A 15,835-nucleotide genomic window follows, 5' to 3' on the forward strand; every position below is an offset into this window, starting at 1 on the left:
AGCACGGCCATAGCCTGCCGTGACTACTCGCCCGTTGTTGCCCTTGACCGGCGAAAACGCGGGTCGGAGGGAAACAACAACGCAGCGTCAAAACCATATTTTTCGGCCTCTGCCGCTTGCTGCTGATAACGCAATATGGCAATCAAACTGGCATACACATTGGCGTCAACTCGGCTCGTCAGGTAATGACGAGCCCAAACGGCATAGCGCGAAAGTTCACGGTCGTCTCGCCGGGTGTTGTAGGCCAGTAAGCGGTGCGTCTGTAAATCAAAATTGACTCGTTCCTGCAGCCCCCATCGCGCAAGCGGCGACATCGAGTTCAGGATCTGTATATCGCGCAGCCCATTGCGCTCGGCCTGCGTCAGTGAAAGGCCTCCGCGGAAAATGTCCACCATCATCACAACCGCCGCCACGCACAGCCCACCAATGCCACAACGCAGCGCTAACCTCCCCCTTACCGGAAGAATAACGACGCCCACTCTCCGGCAAGAAAGACCGTCTGCCATCGCCAGCAACACCAAAAAAACCATCCAGTGCATGGCCGACAGATAGAAAGGGTATTCCAGCTGGGTATGTACCAACATGGGCAGCAGAGCCAGGCATAGCGTGGTGGGCTCACCGGCGTTACCGGATCCGGCCGCAAAGGCACGGCGGTCATGCCCGATCGCCTGTAAGATCAGCCGCCCACCGCCCAGGATCAGCAAACCCATGCCCATCAGCGCAACCAGTCCACCTTCCACCCACCAGTACAGGATCTCATTGTGCGGATGGCGCGCAATTTCCAGCACCTGCGTGGGTGGCACCTGTTCAATACGGAAGTGCTGAAAAGCGTATTCAAAACTGCCATATCCCCAACCGGAGAACGGATGTGCAGCGATCATCTTCAGCGTGTCCTGCAGCATCGCCAAACGCGCCTGGTTCGACATCTCGTGGGAGATATAACGCACGCCGCCTGCGCTATCCGGCCACAGCATGACAACGCCGCCCAGCGCTGCCCCCATCAAAATCAGCAAAGATGCGCTCAGTAATCCGCGGGCAAAGTGATGGCGGAAACACATCCAAAAACCCAGTACGACCAGCAGGGTTGCCAGCCAGGCCGCGCGCGACTGTATCCAGACCAGCACGGCAGAGAACAGCAGCAACAGTGAGGAAAGAGCGATTCGGCGAACGGCCTCCCGGCGCGAAGCAATCAGGGCATAGCCCGGCAATACCCACATCATCAGCGTCAAAGCCAGCCCGGTGGCGATAAAACTGCCTAACACGTTGGGTTGCTGAAAGATGCCGTAAACCCTGGCCCCTCGCAGCGGCACCCAGTTCCAGGCCGGTAAAAACAGCTGTAAGACCGCGATAACAGCCTGACCGGCAATGGTGACCAACAACAGCATCAGCACCAGTTGGCGCAGACGAAAAGGCAGGCGAACCTGCAACCCGCTGCAATAAAAAATCCAGCCGGCCAGCAGAGCCGCAACGCGCCATGCTGCGGAAGAAAATTCCACAGCTGGCGCATAGGCCAGCGGCACCGATAACAAAACCACGCCCATCGTTAAATACCCGGCGGTTGGCGTGAAGACGATGGCACGACGGCGCGGCTTGCCGCACCACATCAACAGCACCATCACGGCCATAACGGCATAAACCAGAGGATTAAAAGGCAGACTCAACCCAACGCCGCCCATATTGGGGAAGTAACACCACGACACTATCGGCAAGCCGATGAAACAGGCGACTAACCCTTTATTTTTTCGCAACACGTCAACCACACCCTAAAAACCAATGAAGACCCGCCGACCCCATAATCAGGAAAACAAGCAAACCCCGCCGGTTTCGCTATTCGTATTCCAGGGTAAACGTAGTTACCGCGCTGAATGTTCCGCGTCCGATTGACTTGTTTTGGATTGCCTCTGGCTCTCCCTTTACATAGGCCTGCAGGTTGATCATGTTGCTCCCTGCCGACAGCCGGAACTTTTCGCTGGCACTGTTGAGCGGCAACGCTTTACCCTCCTGGGTTTCCAGCCCGATCCCCACCCCCGATGCACTACTGCCGCCATCCAGCGCCAACAGGCCGGGCAGCTTGGTGTTTTCCGTGCCGCTAAAGGTGATCGAAACCGTGTTACCCAGGCTGAGATCGCATTCAGCCAGATGCAAAGCAAAAGGTTGACTATGAGTGCGGGTATTCAGATACAGGTATTTGTCGACAATGGTGCCGAAATCGAGCTGTATTTCCTCTTCACCCGGTGGGATCACGCAGGGTTCCGCCACCAGGGTGCCGTGAAAACGCATATTTTCTTCCGCAGCCGCCGGTTGGCCGATAACCCCTGCCAGCATCGCCCCTGCAATGCCCAACCTGATGGCCCTGCGCCAGTACATTTCTCTCACGCCCATGATGACACTCCCTTTTGTCGGTATTGCGCTTGCCCTTAACCCACACAGTTTTCAAACGTTTTAGTCGTAATACAGGCGAAAATCGATCACCGCGCGATAGGCCCCCGCCCCCAGCGTTGCCGGGGTGCGTACTGGCGTCACTGTGTACGTCAGGGTGTTTTGCCCCGGCGTCAGCAGCACAGGTTTATTACGAGCGCCAAGCCGTACCGGCAACCCGGAAGCATCCGCCAGCTGCAACCCTAATCCCGTGACGCCCGACACTTTGATCAGGCTCGGTAAGTTACTGTCGGCGGGCGCCATAAAAGCCAGCGACACTGCAGGCTGACTGCCGTTCCAGGCTAAAGCGCCGGTCCAGGCATCCCGGTTGCTCGCCGGTGCCCGCAGGCAGTCTTTCAATCTCAGTTCAAACGCCACCGGCGTGCCGCGATCGCCAGGATGCTGAAACTGCGCCGTTCCGGTTTCGCCGAGCCACACCTCCTGTCGCGCGGTAGCCATCTCCAAACTGCAGGCACTCTCGGTCAGCGATCCGTAGACATGCAAAGTGCCATTGGCCCCTTCCACGTCCCAGTTATCCACCGCACGCGCCTGTGGCATCAGCATTAAAATCATCCCCGCGGTCAGCGGGAGCATCAACGCGGCGAGCACCGTCAGGCCAATAGTGCGGCGTTGGTGGCGGTCATAGGCCTTTCCTGACAACACTGGGCTCTTTCCTTGCATGGTTTATTTCACTCCGCTGTCTTTAATACCGTTTCTTCCTTGCTTGCCGTAGTCACCGCGTTTTTCCGGTTATTTTTTGGCAGGCACAACCTGACAGGTGCTACCGGTGCAGCGGAACGTCAGCTGCGGTCGGCCGCCGTAATCGTTGATGTAAGTCAGCACCGGGCTCTCTCCCAGCACCGCGGTAGTCAGGTTCAAAGGGGCACTGGCTTTCGGTGCCACCATCATTGGCTCAAAAGCAGCGATCCCCTTTCCTTCCTTACGCGCATTGGCTTCAACAATCGTGACGTAATAAGGCGTCGGATTATTCACCGCGTACTTGTCACCCTGCCGGGTCAATGTCAGTTTTTCCTGCCAGGGAGCCGCATTTTTTTGCGGTGCTATTGAGCCCGGCCGATAAAACATCTTGATGCGTGTCTGTAACGCTATCTGCAAGGTGTTTGGCTTATCGCTACGCGGTGGAATTTCACGCAGGTTGAAGTAATAAAGCGTTTCCCGGTCCTGCGGCAGTTGGCGCGCGGCAGGCAAGGCCTGAATTTTCACCTGGCTCGGTTTACCGGGTTCCAGCCGCTGTACCGGTGGCAGCACGGTGAACGGGCTTTGGATTTTGTTTCCCTGTTCATCCTCAATCCAGCCCTGCGCCAGATAAGGCAATTGCTTGTTCTGGTTACTGATGTTGAGACTCATGGTCTTAAGGTCACCGTCAAAGATCACACGAGTGCGATCCAGAGCAATAGCCGCATAAGCGGGCATGGCAATGGTGCCGGCGGACAGCACGGCAACGGTGGCGAGCGTGCCAAAAAGTGAGATTTTTTGTTTGGTCATAGTCTGATTCATCATTTTCTTTGCGGTTATCAGCCAGCCTCAGTGCACCTGGCTGACCGGCGGTTAAACGGTAAGGCAGGCCTCACCCTGAATGTGGTCAGGTAACAGGCGTAACCTGCGCAGCCTTGATTCCTTCAGGTGACGAAGGCTGAACCGGTTTACGGGTTCCCAACGGATGACAAGGCAACAACAGCGTGTTCATCAGCACCTCATCAGGCAGCAATGCCGGTAGCTGGATCTCGCATTGCGGGCCGCTGTTCCAATGCACCGTCATCACTTCCCCCGGATTAATGCCCGACAGGTAGACACTGCCGCCATCATTGACGATCCCCGTGTCCTGCTTGCGTCGATTCATCACCGTCGCGCCAAATGGCGGTTCACTGCCATCGGCCAGTTTGATGATTGCCATCGCTTTCTCACCGGAAATCACATCAAACTTGCGATAACCAATGGCCCCTTCAGTCAAGGTCGCTTGCACCACCGATCGGGTCGCTTCAACGTTATCCCCAAGGCGGTTGAGATCGATGCTGGCCTTGTTGCGGTAGTAGCTGTTCACATCAGTCACCACTGCCTTGCCATAACGGTTAGTCAGCACCGTACTGCCGTAACCCCGTACCGGTACATCAGCAACGCCGTCGGTATCCAGCATTAATCGGGTTCCGCCCGGCGTATTTATCCGGTGCAGCACCACGCCTTCCTGTGCCAACGTCACCCCACCTTGTGCCCCCAACCCAATGGCGCTGTACCGGCCCGACTGGTAGCTGGCGTTGGCGTTAATCTGGGCCATATCGCCCTCATGGCTGTAATAGCCACTGGTTGTCGCGCCGCTGCGAGCGGCACCCGCACTGATCTGATAGTTGTTGTGTTCATCAATCCGGTCGTAGTAACCCACGCGGTGCGCGTTATCATCACGATTGACCGTCATGTTGTAGCTAAGCGTCCCCGTGTTGCCCCAGGGGATCGACAAGGACAGGTACATCCCGTCGTCGTTGCGTTCGCTGTAGCGGTTACGATAAGCAGACAGCGAAGCACTGACATTCTTGAAACTGCCGATGTCGAAATAACGCGACACCATCAGGTTGTAGCGATCGTTGGCAGCACGGTCCCAGTAGGTTTGGTGGCTGTAGTTGAGATAGGTGCTCAACCCCAGTTCACGGAACTGTTTATTGAAGGTGATGGTGTACATCTCCTTGCTCTTGCCGCTGCGTCCGCCCTCATAACGCGAATCGAGATATTCCCCCATGCTCATAAAATCTTCCTGGGAGAAGCGATAACCCGCGAAGGTGACCTGGCTGTCATAGTCGTCAAAGTTTTTCGAATAACTCAAACGGTAGGAACCGCCGGTCATTACGCCGTCCTCCGGCAATTTTGCGCGTGACTGCGTGGCATCGAACGACAATGCACCAAGCGCCAACAGATCACGCCCCAACCCCACCGACAGTGCGTTGTAGTCCCCGCCGCTGATGGCCCCGCCATACAGTGACCAACCATTACTGATGCCCCATGAGAACTCCCCGGTGCCAAACAATGGCCCGCGCAGGTGATGGCCCCATTCAGACGGTTTGCCCGCAGCCAGCTTGTAGCGAACGGTGCCTGGACGCGTCAGGTAAGGAATGCTGGCGGTGTTCATCTTGAACTCCTGCACGCTGCCATCCTGCTCTTCAACACGCACATCCAGTTCGCCAGACACCGCATCGTTGATGTCCTGAATGCGGAATGGCCCAGCAGCAACCTGGGTCTCATAAAGCACCCGTCCCTGCTGACTCACCACCACCTTGGCGTTGGTTTTTGCCACGCCGCTCACTTCAGGCGCATAGCCGCGCAGGTTAGGCGGCAGCATGCTGTCATCCGAGCGCAAACTGGCACCGGAGAAACGCAGGCTGTCGAAGATATCGGAATTCAAATAATCTTCGCCCATCGTCAACCGGGAGCGCAGTGCCGGGATAGCCCGGTAGGCGTAATAGCGGCTCCAATCGAACTGTTTATCAGTCGGCTGATTAGAACCCGTCTGGTGGTTGAGATTGGCTTGCCAGTCAGCACGCAGACGCCAGGCCCCCAGATTGGCTCCACTGGTGCCATTACCGCTCAGGTTGTAGCTGCTGCCGCCCCCTTTCAGATTCTTTTGCGTTTGGGCGTTGACGTTGTAATCGAACAGCAACCCCGGAATACCTTCGTCCCAACGTGATGGGGGGTCCCAGCTTTCTGAGCTGTATTCGAGGTAGGCCTGAGGAATATTGAGATACAAGGATGAAGTGCTTAGATCGCCACGCGCTTCCATTCCGGCCAGACGCTGCAAATCAAGGCACTGGCCGTCATGTGTCCAGCTCAGGGAGTTTTGCAGTTTTTCCTTGAACCCTAATTGCTTGACTAATGCCGGCGACAGGCAGGCTTCGCTGCCTTTAGGATCCTTGGGTGGGGCTAAAAAGGTCACCGTCTGCTCCGGCAGATCGTTTTTATTGACGTGTACCACCATGGTATAGACGCCCGGCATAATGTAGCCGCTGCGCGTAAACTGGCTCAGATCGATATTCTTACGATCGTTAATATCTAATACATCCGTGTTGAACTGGATTTCGGCAGCGGCGTAAACCAACGCAACTGGGTTGCCCAGCGAAAGTGCTACACAGAGTCCCAGTACCTGAAGACGAAATAACTTCCCTGCCGGTGAAAGCATAATAAAAGTCCTTTCAAAAACGAATTAACCGTCAGCACGAGATAATTCAAAAATAATCCAGCTTAAAACGCACTGTGGAAAAATACGCTCCCGCTTTCAACGGCTGATGATTGGCCATCAGCGTCATGGAGTAATTTAGCGTTCTATTTCCAGGAACTATTTCTTCCATCGGCAATGGCTCACCAGGAATAACCATATTCCCGTTACTATCATTAATTTTCAGTGCAACACCGCGGGCATCGCCTTGAACACCGAACAGTGTTCCTTCTGCAAAACCGTCAAAAGTAACCTGAAAGAATTTCCAGTCGGATTTATTCCCTGGTCGTTCCAGGATGCAGTTCACCAATTCGATACTGAAAGGTTTAGTCATCCCCTGACCGTCACGGATGATTTGTCCTAAAGGAATAGTTTCCATATCTATGGTTTGGTCCCGACTGCCAGCCGCAATGGCGCAGGCGGTATCAATAATAGCGCCATGCATATTGACCCTGCCCCATCCCTGTAGGGTTTGGGATGCATAACTGGGCCCGGTGGCCAATACCGAGAGTAATATCAAAAGTATGACACTGGCCTGATTCCCTTGTGACAACATCGCGACATTCCTTTGACAGGGGGATCAACCAGGCATGCGATAATTCACATGCCTGGCCTATTAAACCTGCGGGGTTACTTACTGATAAGCCAGGGTGAAATCGGCTACAGAAGTAAAATCACCTGGGACGACAGCGGCAGAAGCCCCTTCACCCTGGAGATAAGCAGCAAAATGCAGGGTATTGTTGCCGGTGTTCAGAGTCTGAGCCGTTGTTGCTTCACCTAACTTGATTGGCTGACCATTGTAAGAGATGGCAACACCCGCGCCGCTGGCTGTACCTGCGATACCCAACAGATCTTTGTTGGTTGCAGAAGCTACGCCGCTGAAAGTGGTCTTAACCGTTTTCAGAGTAGTGATGTCGCACTGTTCCAGCTTGATTTCGAATGGACGAGGATTGGATTTGCCGCCGCCATTCAGTGCCACGTTGGAAACCTGACCCAGGTCTACAGTCTGGTCAATGGACTCAGGGGCAATCGAGCATGGCGCATCAATGATTGAACCTGTGAAAGTGACTTTACCGTGTCCCTGATCGGCTGCGTGTGCAAAAGAAGTTGCGCCAAATGCAATCACTGCAGCCATCATGATTTTGTTAAGTTTCATAGAACCTATATTCCTTATAAGAAAAAAATGCATATCCCAATAAAGAGCAGAGCATCAGCGTGCCGAACACGCGAAATTTAACGCTCTAATTCCTTAGCATCTTGAGAGTAATTAAGCCACCGTACTCAGGGGCGAACAGCAATATAATCACCGGTTCTAGCCAGGCGATGAGGTTTAAAAAAACCAATGAATTAACATATAACAAATAGGTAAACACATTGAATGTTAAAACCGCAAAACCCTAAACTCCCTCTCTTGGTTGGCGATTAATATTCTTGCAAAAGCCTCCCGTTAAAAAAAGTATTTTCTTAAGCACGCTTAATATTCGCCATTTATTCCCTGTATCAGGTTAATTTATTGTTATTTTTAGCCTCATAGATCGTAAAATATTCTTTCTTGGAATAAAATCCTGTTTTTTATAATCTGCCAACCAATGAGATCGCAAACTGGCATTTTATGAATATAATAAACCAAATTATGGGGCTTAAGTATGACATCACCCCGTTATACCTACTGGCGACAAATGGATAGCAAGCAATCTATTTCCCAGCCCCAAAAAACAGATAGGCGTTTGCTTTCTATAGGAATTAACGTAGGTCTACGAATAGAGAAAATTTGTTTTTTCAAAGAAAACAGCAATAGGAATACAGAGGAAGTGCTATGGAAGCGTTATCCCCGAAACAAAAGGAAGTCCGGCAGTTGCAGCAAGCTCTGCTACAAGCTTTATTAACGCAGTCCCCTCAACCCAGCCCTTTCATAGGGGTGCCACCTCAGCATGAATGGCTGTCAACCAGGCAGCTGGCAGACATCATCGATGTCGGGGTTTATCGGGCCAGAAACCTGCTGCTGGAAATGGTCGCAAAAGGTGAGGTTGTGGTCTCCTCCGGCTCGATAAAAAACTCCCTCAGATGGTACCCGGCGGCCATTTTCTCCAGCCATGGCGTCACGATTTAAATTGCCGATAAGCTTTTGTTTATTAGAATGAAAAACACTACCCACTCATGTCGGGCGGCCTATTTTCATCTAAAACAACCGAGTGTTAAGCAAAATCGTTAGCCACCGATTATTGGAATATTATAGTGAGAAAGACATCCGTTTTATTATTACGTTGCTGTTTGGCCGCCACCTTCTTTTTACTGGTTGGCAATGCCAACGCATTTACCTGCAGAACCTCAGATGGCGGAATAATCCCTCCGGGGGGCTCCAACACACCGGTTGATGTCAGGGTGCGAATCGGCCCGCAGCTGTCCTACGGGAAAAATGAAATTGTAAACGTGAGCCAGGTAACCTGTAAAAACGACGTTGCCAACTGGTGGGATTACTTAAAAACCGACGCTCCGGCAATGACAATGAATACCGCCATTTTTGGGGCGATTGGCAGCGGTATGACTATTAATGGGGTAGATTATAATTCTCCAGTTTCTTCAAATATAAGCGTATTGAATTTGACTGGCCTGCAGACCAGCAGTGTCGCTATCAGGGTGTTTATCGTATTGAACCGTTTCCCTACGCCAGATATCAAGGTCAATAAAGGTGACGTTATCGGTCAAATCAATTTTCGTCAGACAAACGACCAATCAGGCTGCCCACAATGCGGCCCTTATCGCTGGCGCCTGATTGCCGACAACGACGCCTATTTTGTGACGACCAGTTGCACCATCAACAATGGGCAACAAATTAACGTCGCTTTTGATCAAATCAGGCAGGATTACCTGACGCAAAACGTCAGTGACGCACAAATAAAACAGGACAAGGCTCTGAGTTATCAATGTGATGACCAAAGTGCCACACAGGACATTCTGATTCGCATGGTCAGCGACGCCACCGGATTTTCGAGCGATTTTATTAAAACCAGCAACCCAAACGTCGGTGTTGCCATGGTTTATAAAAATGCGGTTGTTAAACCCAACAACAGCTTTAGAACACGCATCGTTAATGGCATGGGGAGCGACACCATCACCTTTGTTCCGGTAAAAAACAATGTCCCTTATACCAGTATTGCCACAGGGCCATTATCAGGTTCAGCCACGCTTATTTTCAGCGCACCTTGAGACAGAGGCAGATTTGACTGCTCCCCGCCCTAAATGGCGAGGATTCCCACTTCACTGAGTCGAACCTAAGCCGCTTGATGCGATTCAGGATTTACAGACTCTCCGTGGGCTAACGCTGCCAGCCCGGCAGCTTTTATATTCCGTGCCGCATTAATGTCACGGTCATGGCTTGTCTGGCATTCCGGACAATTCCATTTACGAACATCAAGAGGCAATTTTTTCATGGTGAAGCCGCAACAACTACAACGCTTTGAGGACGGGAAAAACGGGGCAATTGCGACCAGTGAACGCCCGCCCCATTCAGCCTTGTATGCGAGCTGGCGCACAAACTCGCCCCAGCTTGCATCGGCTATCGCTTTCGACAGCTTAGGGTTGCGGATCATGTTCTTCACTTTCAGGGATTCAACGCAAACAACTTGGTTATCGTTAATCAGTTTGCGGGACAACTTGTGCAAGTTATCCATGCGGCACTCGGCAATTTTCGCGTGGAGTCGGGTCACCTTCAAGCGGGCTTTAGCGCGGTTTTTCGAACCTTTCGCTTTTTTGCTTAAACGGCGCTGAAGTAGCGCCAGGCGAGCCGCGTATTTAGCGGTATGGCGGGGATTGCCTTGTTTAAATCCAGCGTCAGTAACGAACAAATCCTTTAAGCCCACATCAATGCCCACGGTTTTAGCGGAAATGGGCAGTGATACAGGTTCAAACTCGCACAGACAGGAAACGAAATATCGTCCGGCTGCATCTTTGGAAATAGTGACGGTTGACGGCACGGATGGGAGTTCACGGCTCCAGCGTACGTCCAATGGGGCTTTGCTCTTAGCCATATGCAGCTTGCCATCACGATATTTAAACGCGCTGGCGGTCAATTCAGCGACCTGTTTGTGGCGTTTGCTTTTGAATGCTGGGTATTTAGCCTGACCTGCAAAAAAGTGAGAAAAGGCCGTCTGTTGGTGGCGTAGCGATTGTTGCAAGGGGACACAGGAAACGTCATTGAGCCATGCGCATTCAGGCTCTTTTTTAAGCGCGGTTAACCGCGCATTAGCTTACAGATAGCCGATCTTCTCCTGGCGCTCATAGTAAGCATCAGTACGCCAGCGAAGGATTGAATTATAGACAAAACGCACACAGCCGAACGTTTGAGCCAAAAGCTCAACCTGATCGGCTGTTGGATAGAATCGGTATTTGTATGCGCGTTTCATATGTACAAAATTACAGGAGCCATCGTGAAAAGACAAAAAGAAGTTAGCTCGAAAACCGCCTCCTTTCCTCCCCGGCCTGAAGGCCGAGGTTTCCCGGAGGCACTCTGATGATCACCATGAAAAAAAGGTACCCTCATCGCCTTATTTTTGTCTTGTCGATACTCAGCTTCGCTGCATCGGCCGTAGACCAGGGTACCAAGGTAAACATCACGGCGACCGTGGTCGCCCCTCCTCCCTGTGTGATCAACGAGGGGCGGACTATTGATGTCGACTTCGGTAAGGTGGGCGTGAACCGAATTGACGGCACTCGTTATATGCAACGAGTGGACTACAGCATCAAATGCGAGTTTCTGGACAACACCAGACAGCTAAAGATGAAAATTATGGGCAGTGGGGCGGCTTTTGATGCCAATGTCTTAAACAGCAACATTAGTGGATTGGGCATAAAATTGCTGGCGGACGGTAAGGCATTCAATATCAATACACCCTTGAGTATTGATTATACCAAGCCGCCAACCCTGGACGCCGTACCGGTTAAAAGTTCCGCGCTTGCCTTGAAGGACGGCGACTTTACCAGTGGTGCCACAATGCTGGTCGACTATTTTTAAGCTTTTGGCAACGGGGGAATAGAAACAGGGCGGCATTCAACGAATGTACCCTGCCCCCAAGCGCGAAAACTCACTTCTGAGCCCGATAGCCATGTCACCCATTTGCCGATGAAATGTTAATATCGACGTTTTTCAGGTGAATAGGCTCAGCATGCCATCCTCTTATCTTCGCTGTCTTACCTTGGTTTTCACGCTGGTTATCGGCGTGGGCTCCCCTATGCTGGCGCAGGCCAGGCCCGATCTGGAACGTAAGATTGGCGTGACCGTTGCCGATACGACCTCACCTGATTATCAGTTCAGCGACCTGCCGATCACTTCGGCGGACGGCCAACGCCGTTATCGCATTCGCATAGCGCAGCCGCGTATTGTCCCGCCGACAGCCGGCTATCCCGCGATCTACTTTCTGGACGGCAATGCGGTGCTGATGGAGTTGAACGCCAGCTTATTGGCCCGGCTTGCCGCGCAAAAACAGCCGCCGGTATTGGTGTTGCTCAGTTATGACAACGATCTGCGCATCGATGCCAAAGGCCGCAGCCAAGATTACACGCCGGCCAATGGTGGGGCGGATGCCTTTCTGAAATTGATCGAAAACCAGGTTAAACCTGCAGTGGCGGCGAAGGTGAACATTGACCCTCAACGGCAAACGCTGTGGGGGCACTCTTACGGCGGCCTGTTCGTGCTGCATACGCTGTTAACCCAGCCAACCGCATTCCAAAATTACGTCGCCGTCGAACCTTCACTGTGGTGGGGAAAGGGCTTTATCCTGCAGGAAGCACAGCGGGTTATTGATCGGCATCCAACCATGTCCGCCCATCTGTGGCTGTGGACCGGCGGCGGTGAGAAAATGCGTAGTGCGCCGCCCAATATCAAACAGCAACCGCTCCCCGCCGACGCCGCTCAGCGTCTGGCCGAACGGCTGGCGACGCTGAACGGGCTTAAGGTAGACTTCCGGGAATGGCCAGGCCTGGATCACGGCGGCATGTTCAATGCGGCCATCGCGCCGGCATTGGATAAGGTAGCAGCAGGCGACTGAATAACACCATGCCGCTAATATGGCGATGATCTTAATTTTCTGTTTACGAAGACGTTTTATTATCTACTTATCGAAAACAAACGAAATATGGTCATCGTCCAGATACTTGATCTCAACCTCACAGCCTTTCTGGATCTTTGAAGAGTAAAAGGCGGGAATGGTTTCCTTGCCTTCTACCTGCTTGGTCATCCCCTTTTCATGCCATGAAAGGCGGTATTTTATGTTGGTGGTCCCGTTATCATTTGAACTGATGTAATGGACCTCCTCCACCCGAGCCTGAATATCCCGCCCCAGTGTCTGGATTTTATGATCACGGTTAAACAGATAAACAATATAGGCAATGACGCCTACTGTAAGAATCACTGAAATAATAATCGCAAACTTCATCGATTCGTCCCTTAGCCGAACATAGTCAGACCGTTAAATGATGACATTATCTTCCCGACATGAGCCATCGCATCGATAAAAGCTACACGCCCCTCGGTGGTGGTAAGATCAAAGGCTGTCTTATCAAATTTCATATTGGTCAACCCGAGCTTGCCGCTCGCAGTCACGCTCATAGAATAGCCTTCCGTAACAATTTTCGCCGCTGTGAAATCAAAGGAAAACATGGAAGCGGACTCTTTATGATCTTTGTATTCAAAGGCATGCGGCGTCTTGATGCTCACTTTTTCCGCACTGTCGATGGTGATCATTTTCGGTGAGGTGATGGATACCCCGCCTTGCACCGTCTGCGTCCAACTGCCCAGGATGTCCGTCTTGGCATCCTTGGTGATGGTCTGTACCCGCCCCCCCAAGATTTCGTCAGTCACATCCTGGGTGACGATATTATGGCGTTTTCCCGTGACCTTGTCATAGCGATCCCCGGTGAGGAACGAGTCCATGCCTGCGTCATAGGTGCGGGTCACCTTGCCGGTAACATGTTGATTCTCTGTACCGTCCGTATCGATACTCCGCTTTCCCTTAATGGTTAGCGTTTCTCCGCCGCTGGTAATATCCGACGTCCGGCCATTGGTGATAGTGACCTTTTCGCCGTCCTTAAAGGTTTTGGTTTCCGGCTTGTCGACCGTCGTGGTGCGCATACCGTGGAATTGGAAGATAGCGTTACCGAACACCTCATCCTTCTGATCTTTTTGGATGGTGGTGGTGCGATTGCCGTCCACGGTCACCGTTTTATCGTTCTCCACCGAAATATTCATATCTTTTTCGGCATGCAGCTGCACCATCTCCGAGCCTGCCTTATCTTCGAAAAACAGGTGGCTGGAATTATCACTGTGGCCGTCTTTGGATCGCGTCATAAAGCCCATCATGGTCGCACCGGCGGGCAGCGTCCACGGCGGCATACAGGCTTCGTTATACACTCGGCCGGTGACCATCGGACGGTCCGGATCGCCATTGATAAAATCAATCACCACTTCATCCCCCACTCGCGGGATCTGCACGCCGCCGAAACCCTGGCCTGCCCAGGCGCTGGAGACTCGCACCCAGCAGGAGCTGCTTTCATCCCCTTTCGCCAGGCGATCCCAGTGGAATTTCACCTTCACCCGACCGTACTTATCGGTCCAGATAGACTCCCCCTGCGGCCCCACCACCCGGGCCGTTTGCGGGCCATGGGTCCGCGGCCACGGGGTACGTTGCGCTGAACGGAACGGCGTGCTCGCCGGGATCACCACAAAATCGGTACGGTGTACCGCCTCTTCTCCCCCGCTGGCGTAGCTGTTCTCTTCAAAATCGTAACGCGCACTCAGTACCAGATACTCTCCGCCGTCACTGGCAAACGGCGGGTTTAGCAGGGCAAAGGTACACCCCGGTACGATGCCCAGCGCGGTAGCCGTTGCGTCGATGCGCTGATGCTCCGCCTGCCACTCCTCCTGGCGAACCCGAGCGTAGGTTTCGCCGTGGCTGTGTTCCACGAAATGCCCCGGCCAGTCGTAGTAGTCAATCTGGCCCGGTGAGGGTGAGGTTGGGTTCTGTCGCGCCTGGAACAGCCATGCGTTGGGCTTGCGGAAATCGTAGTCGTCGATGCTGTAGATCCCCGGCGTCACCCGCTCGGATATCGCCCACTGGCCGATCCCCTCTTCGCTGGTACTGCCACCGGAAGGCGTCGCATGGTAAGGAATGGCCTCATAACCGCTAAACGGCTGGTGCTGCTGAGAGGCGTCGTACAGCACCATGGTGTGTTTACCCGACTCGTGGCGGAAAAAGAAATAAATGCCTTCCAGCTCCATCAGGCGTGAAATAAAGTCGTAGCTGCTTTCCTGGTACTGCACGCAATATTCCCAATTGCGGTAGTTGCCAGTGAGCTGGTTCTCCATCTGCACGCCATATTCGTCGAGCACCGTTTTGATAATGTCCGGCACCCGCTGGTTCTGGAATATACGTTGGTTGCGGTCCCGCTTCAGCGGCCACAGGTCCGACTCCATGGTCAGCGTGTAAACCACGTAACGCTCACCATTAATATCCGCACTATGAACGTTGACCCTGGTGATTTTTCCGTTGAGATAGCGTGGCGCAGCAAGCAGCCCTTGAGTTGGGATAGTCAGGGTAATCGGCTGACCAAGCATGGCCCTGCGGTCCAGGCGCGCGTTGGTGCTGAGCATCGTCACGCTCAATTCAAATGAGCGCGAAACCACTTCCTCTCCGCTAAGTTTCCAGAACTTCAGCGTTCCTTCACCCGCAGGCGTTGTTGCCGTGATACGGTCAAACATAGCTTCTTACCCCTATAACTAAGACTGCGTTATGTCGCTCTGCCACTCATGGAGCCAGCATCAGTACTTTGAATTGGCTGGGTACCGCACGCATCCCCACGGCATTGGTTGAATTCTGCAGGCTGACGCTGGTCAGGCGCGTCGCCGGTGTGCCTTTGAGCAGCACGGTAAAGGAACCGGTGAGATGCCGCGACGGCCCCATCACGGTGCCTGACGCCACGCCGGTGGCAACACCGGGATTATCCCCGTTGGTCAGCGGCGTCACCGTTGCCATGTTATGGGCAGGCATGCCCATAAACAGAATATTCAGCGCGTTGGGGACCGCCGTTGGCCCAAGCGCGATATCCGGATAAGGTATCGGCGTTGGGGTCGGCATCGGCGTCATGCAGACATCGGGAAAGGCCAAATCGGTACCCATCAGTTGACAGTTGGCAAACATCGCGGCCTCC

General features: G+C 53.1%; 14 protein-coding genes and 1 pseudogene. 4 read left to right on the forward strand and 11 right to left on the reverse strand.

The window, feature by feature from the left end:
• Positions 1 to 23: 23 nt before the first annotated feature.
• The 7 genes from OCH02_RS11560 to OCH02_RS11590 form a co-directional block, all read right to left on the reverse strand.
• Complete coding sequence (locus OCH02_RS11560) at positions 24 to 1,751, reverse strand: PglL family O-oligosaccharyltransferase (protein WP_261431380.1); 1,728 nt, start codon at positions 1,749 to 1,751, stop codon at positions 24 to 26.
• A gap of 76 nt (positions 1,752 to 1,827) precedes the next feature.
• Entirely contained in the window at positions 1,828 to 2,382 is a 555-nt protein-coding gene (locus OCH02_RS11565; RefSeq protein WP_261431381.1) for a fimbrial protein, read from the reverse strand.
• 60 nt (positions 2,383 to 2,442) lie between these two features.
• On the reverse strand, positions 2,443 to 3,081 hold the full coding sequence (locus OCH02_RS11570) for a fimbrial protein (RefSeq protein ID WP_261431382.1): 639 nt from the start codon (positions 3,079 to 3,081) through the stop codon (positions 2,443 to 2,445).
• An 87-nt stretch (positions 3,082 to 3,168) separates the two neighbouring features.
• A complete protein-coding gene (locus OCH02_RS11575) occupies positions 3,169 to 3,939 on the reverse strand; it encodes a fimbria/pilus periplasmic chaperone (protein ID WP_261431383.1) in 771 nt (256 codons plus the stop codon).
• 82 nt (positions 3,940 to 4,021) lie between these two features.
• Entirely contained in the window at positions 4,022 to 6,598 is a 2,577-nt protein-coding gene (locus OCH02_RS11580; protein ID WP_261431384.1) for an outer membrane usher protein, read from the reverse strand.
• A 46-nt stretch (positions 6,599 to 6,644) separates the two neighbouring features.
• The gene (locus tag OCH02_RS11585; protein WP_261431385.1) at positions 6,645 to 7,190 is read right to left on the reverse strand and encodes a fimbrial protein; all 546 of its coding nucleotides are present in this window, start codon (positions 7,188 to 7,190) and stop codon (positions 6,645 to 6,647) included.
• Between the two features lie 78 nt (positions 7,191 to 7,268).
• Positions 7,269 to 7,790: a fimbrial protein gene (locus OCH02_RS11590; protein ID WP_017893980.1), complete on the reverse strand. Its 522-nt coding sequence runs from the start codon at positions 7,788 to 7,790 to the stop codon at positions 7,269 to 7,271.
• A gap of 660 nt (positions 7,791 to 8,450) precedes the next feature.
• Between OCH02_RS11590 and OCH02_RS11595 the strand changes: the two genes are divergently transcribed.
• Together OCH02_RS11595 and OCH02_RS11600 are read left to right on the forward strand one after the other, a co-directional pair.
• A complete protein-coding gene (locus OCH02_RS11595; RefSeq protein ID WP_261431386.1) occupies positions 8,451 to 8,744 on the forward strand; it encodes a hypothetical protein in 294 nt (97 codons plus the stop codon).
• A gap of 125 nt (positions 8,745 to 8,869) precedes the next feature.
• On the forward strand, positions 8,870 to 9,841 hold the full coding sequence (locus OCH02_RS11600; protein ID WP_261431387.1) for a fimbrial protein: 972 nt from the start codon (positions 8,870 to 8,872) through the stop codon (positions 9,839 to 9,841).
• Positions 9,842 to 9,906: 65 nt separating this feature from the next.
• Here OCH02_RS11600 and OCH02_RS11605 read toward each other — a convergent pair.
• Positions 9,907 to 11,037 (reverse strand): annotated as a pseudogene (locus OCH02_RS11605) (RNA-guided endonuclease TnpB family protein).
• 107 nt (positions 11,038 to 11,144) lie between these two features.
• Here OCH02_RS11605 and OCH02_RS11615 point away from each other — a divergent pair.
• Together OCH02_RS11615 and OCH02_RS11620 are read left to right on the forward strand one after the other, a co-directional pair.
• The gene (locus OCH02_RS11615) at positions 11,145 to 11,645 is read left to right on the forward strand and encodes a fimbrial protein (RefSeq protein WP_261431389.1); all 501 of its coding nucleotides are present in this window, start codon (positions 11,145 to 11,147) and stop codon (positions 11,643 to 11,645) included.
• Between the two features lie 151 nt (positions 11,646 to 11,796).
• The gene (locus OCH02_RS11620) at positions 11,797 to 12,678 is read left to right on the forward strand and encodes an alpha/beta hydrolase (RefSeq protein ID WP_261431390.1); all 882 of its coding nucleotides are present in this window, start codon (positions 11,797 to 11,799) and stop codon (positions 12,676 to 12,678) included.
• 63 nt (positions 12,679 to 12,741) lie between these two features.
• On the opposite strand, the gene OCH02_RS11625 is transcribed toward OCH02_RS11620, so the two are convergent.
• The 3 genes from OCH02_RS11625 to OCH02_RS11635 are packed head-to-tail and all read right to left on the reverse strand — an operon-like array spanning position 12,742 to position 15,825.
• A complete protein-coding gene (locus OCH02_RS11625) occupies positions 12,742 to 13,065 on the reverse strand; it encodes a hypothetical protein (protein ID WP_261431391.1) in 324 nt (107 codons plus the stop codon).
• A gap of 11 nt (positions 13,066 to 13,076) precedes the next feature.
• Positions 13,077 to 15,386 (reverse strand): type VI secretion system Vgr family protein, encoded by a 2,310-nt coding sequence (locus OCH02_RS11630; RefSeq protein WP_261431392.1) that lies wholly within the window; start codon positions 15,384 to 15,386, stop codon positions 13,077 to 13,079.
• A 46-nt stretch (positions 15,387 to 15,432) separates the two neighbouring features.
• Entirely contained in the window at positions 15,433 to 15,825 is a 393-nt protein-coding gene (locus OCH02_RS11635; protein ID WP_261142951.1) for a DUF4150 domain-containing protein, read from the reverse strand.
• Positions 15,826 to 15,835 lie beyond the last annotated feature (10 nt).

Origin of the sequence: Serratia quinivorans, from assembly GCF_946227985.1 — a bacterium.
In the GTDB taxonomy this organism is placed as follows: Bacteria; Pseudomonadota; Gammaproteobacteria; order Enterobacterales; family Enterobacteriaceae; genus Serratia; species Serratia quinivorans_A.

Excerpts from the sequence above, each read along its gene's own strand:
- OCH02_RS11595 (WP_261431386.1), top strand. The coding sequence starts at position 8,451 with ATGGAAGCGTTATCCCCGAAACAAAAGGAAGTCCGGCAGTTGCAGCAA.
- OCH02_RS11615 (WP_261431389.1), top strand. The coding sequence starts at position 11,145 with ATGATCACCATGAAAAAAAGGTACCCTCATCGCCTTATTTTTGTCTTG.
- OCH02_RS11585 (WP_261431385.1), bottom strand. The coding sequence starts at position 7,190 with ATGTTGTCACAAGGGAATCAGGCCAGTGTCATACTTTTGATATTACTC.
- OCH02_RS11620 (WP_261431390.1), top strand. The coding sequence starts at position 11,797 with ATGCCATCCTCTTATCTTCGCTGTCTTACCTTGGTTTTCACGCTGGTT.
- OCH02_RS11575 (WP_261431383.1), bottom strand. The coding sequence starts at position 3,939 with ATGATGAATCAGACTATGACCAAACAAAAAATCTCACTTTTTGGCACG.
- OCH02_RS11630 (WP_261431392.1), bottom strand. The coding sequence starts at position 15,386 with ATGTTTGACCGTATCACGGCAACAACGCCTGCGGGTGAAGGAACGCTG.
- OCH02_RS11580 (WP_261431384.1), bottom strand. The coding sequence starts at position 6,598 with ATGCTTTCACCGGCAGGGAAGTTATTTCGTCTTCAGGTACTGGGACTC.
- OCH02_RS11625 (WP_261431391.1), bottom strand. The coding sequence starts at position 13,065 with ATGAAGTTTGCGATTATTATTTCAGTGATTCTTACAGTAGGCGTCATT.
- OCH02_RS11590 (WP_017893980.1), bottom strand. The coding sequence starts at position 7,790 with ATGAAACTTAACAAAATCATGATGGCTGCAGTGATTGCATTTGGCGCA.
- OCH02_RS11635 (WP_261142951.1), bottom strand. The coding sequence starts at position 15,825 with ATGTTTGCCAACTGTCAACTGATGGGTACCGATTTGGCCTTTCCCGAT.
- OCH02_RS11565 (WP_261431381.1), bottom strand. The coding sequence starts at position 2,382 with ATGGGCGTGAGAGAAATGTACTGGCGCAGGGCCATCAGGTTGGGCATT.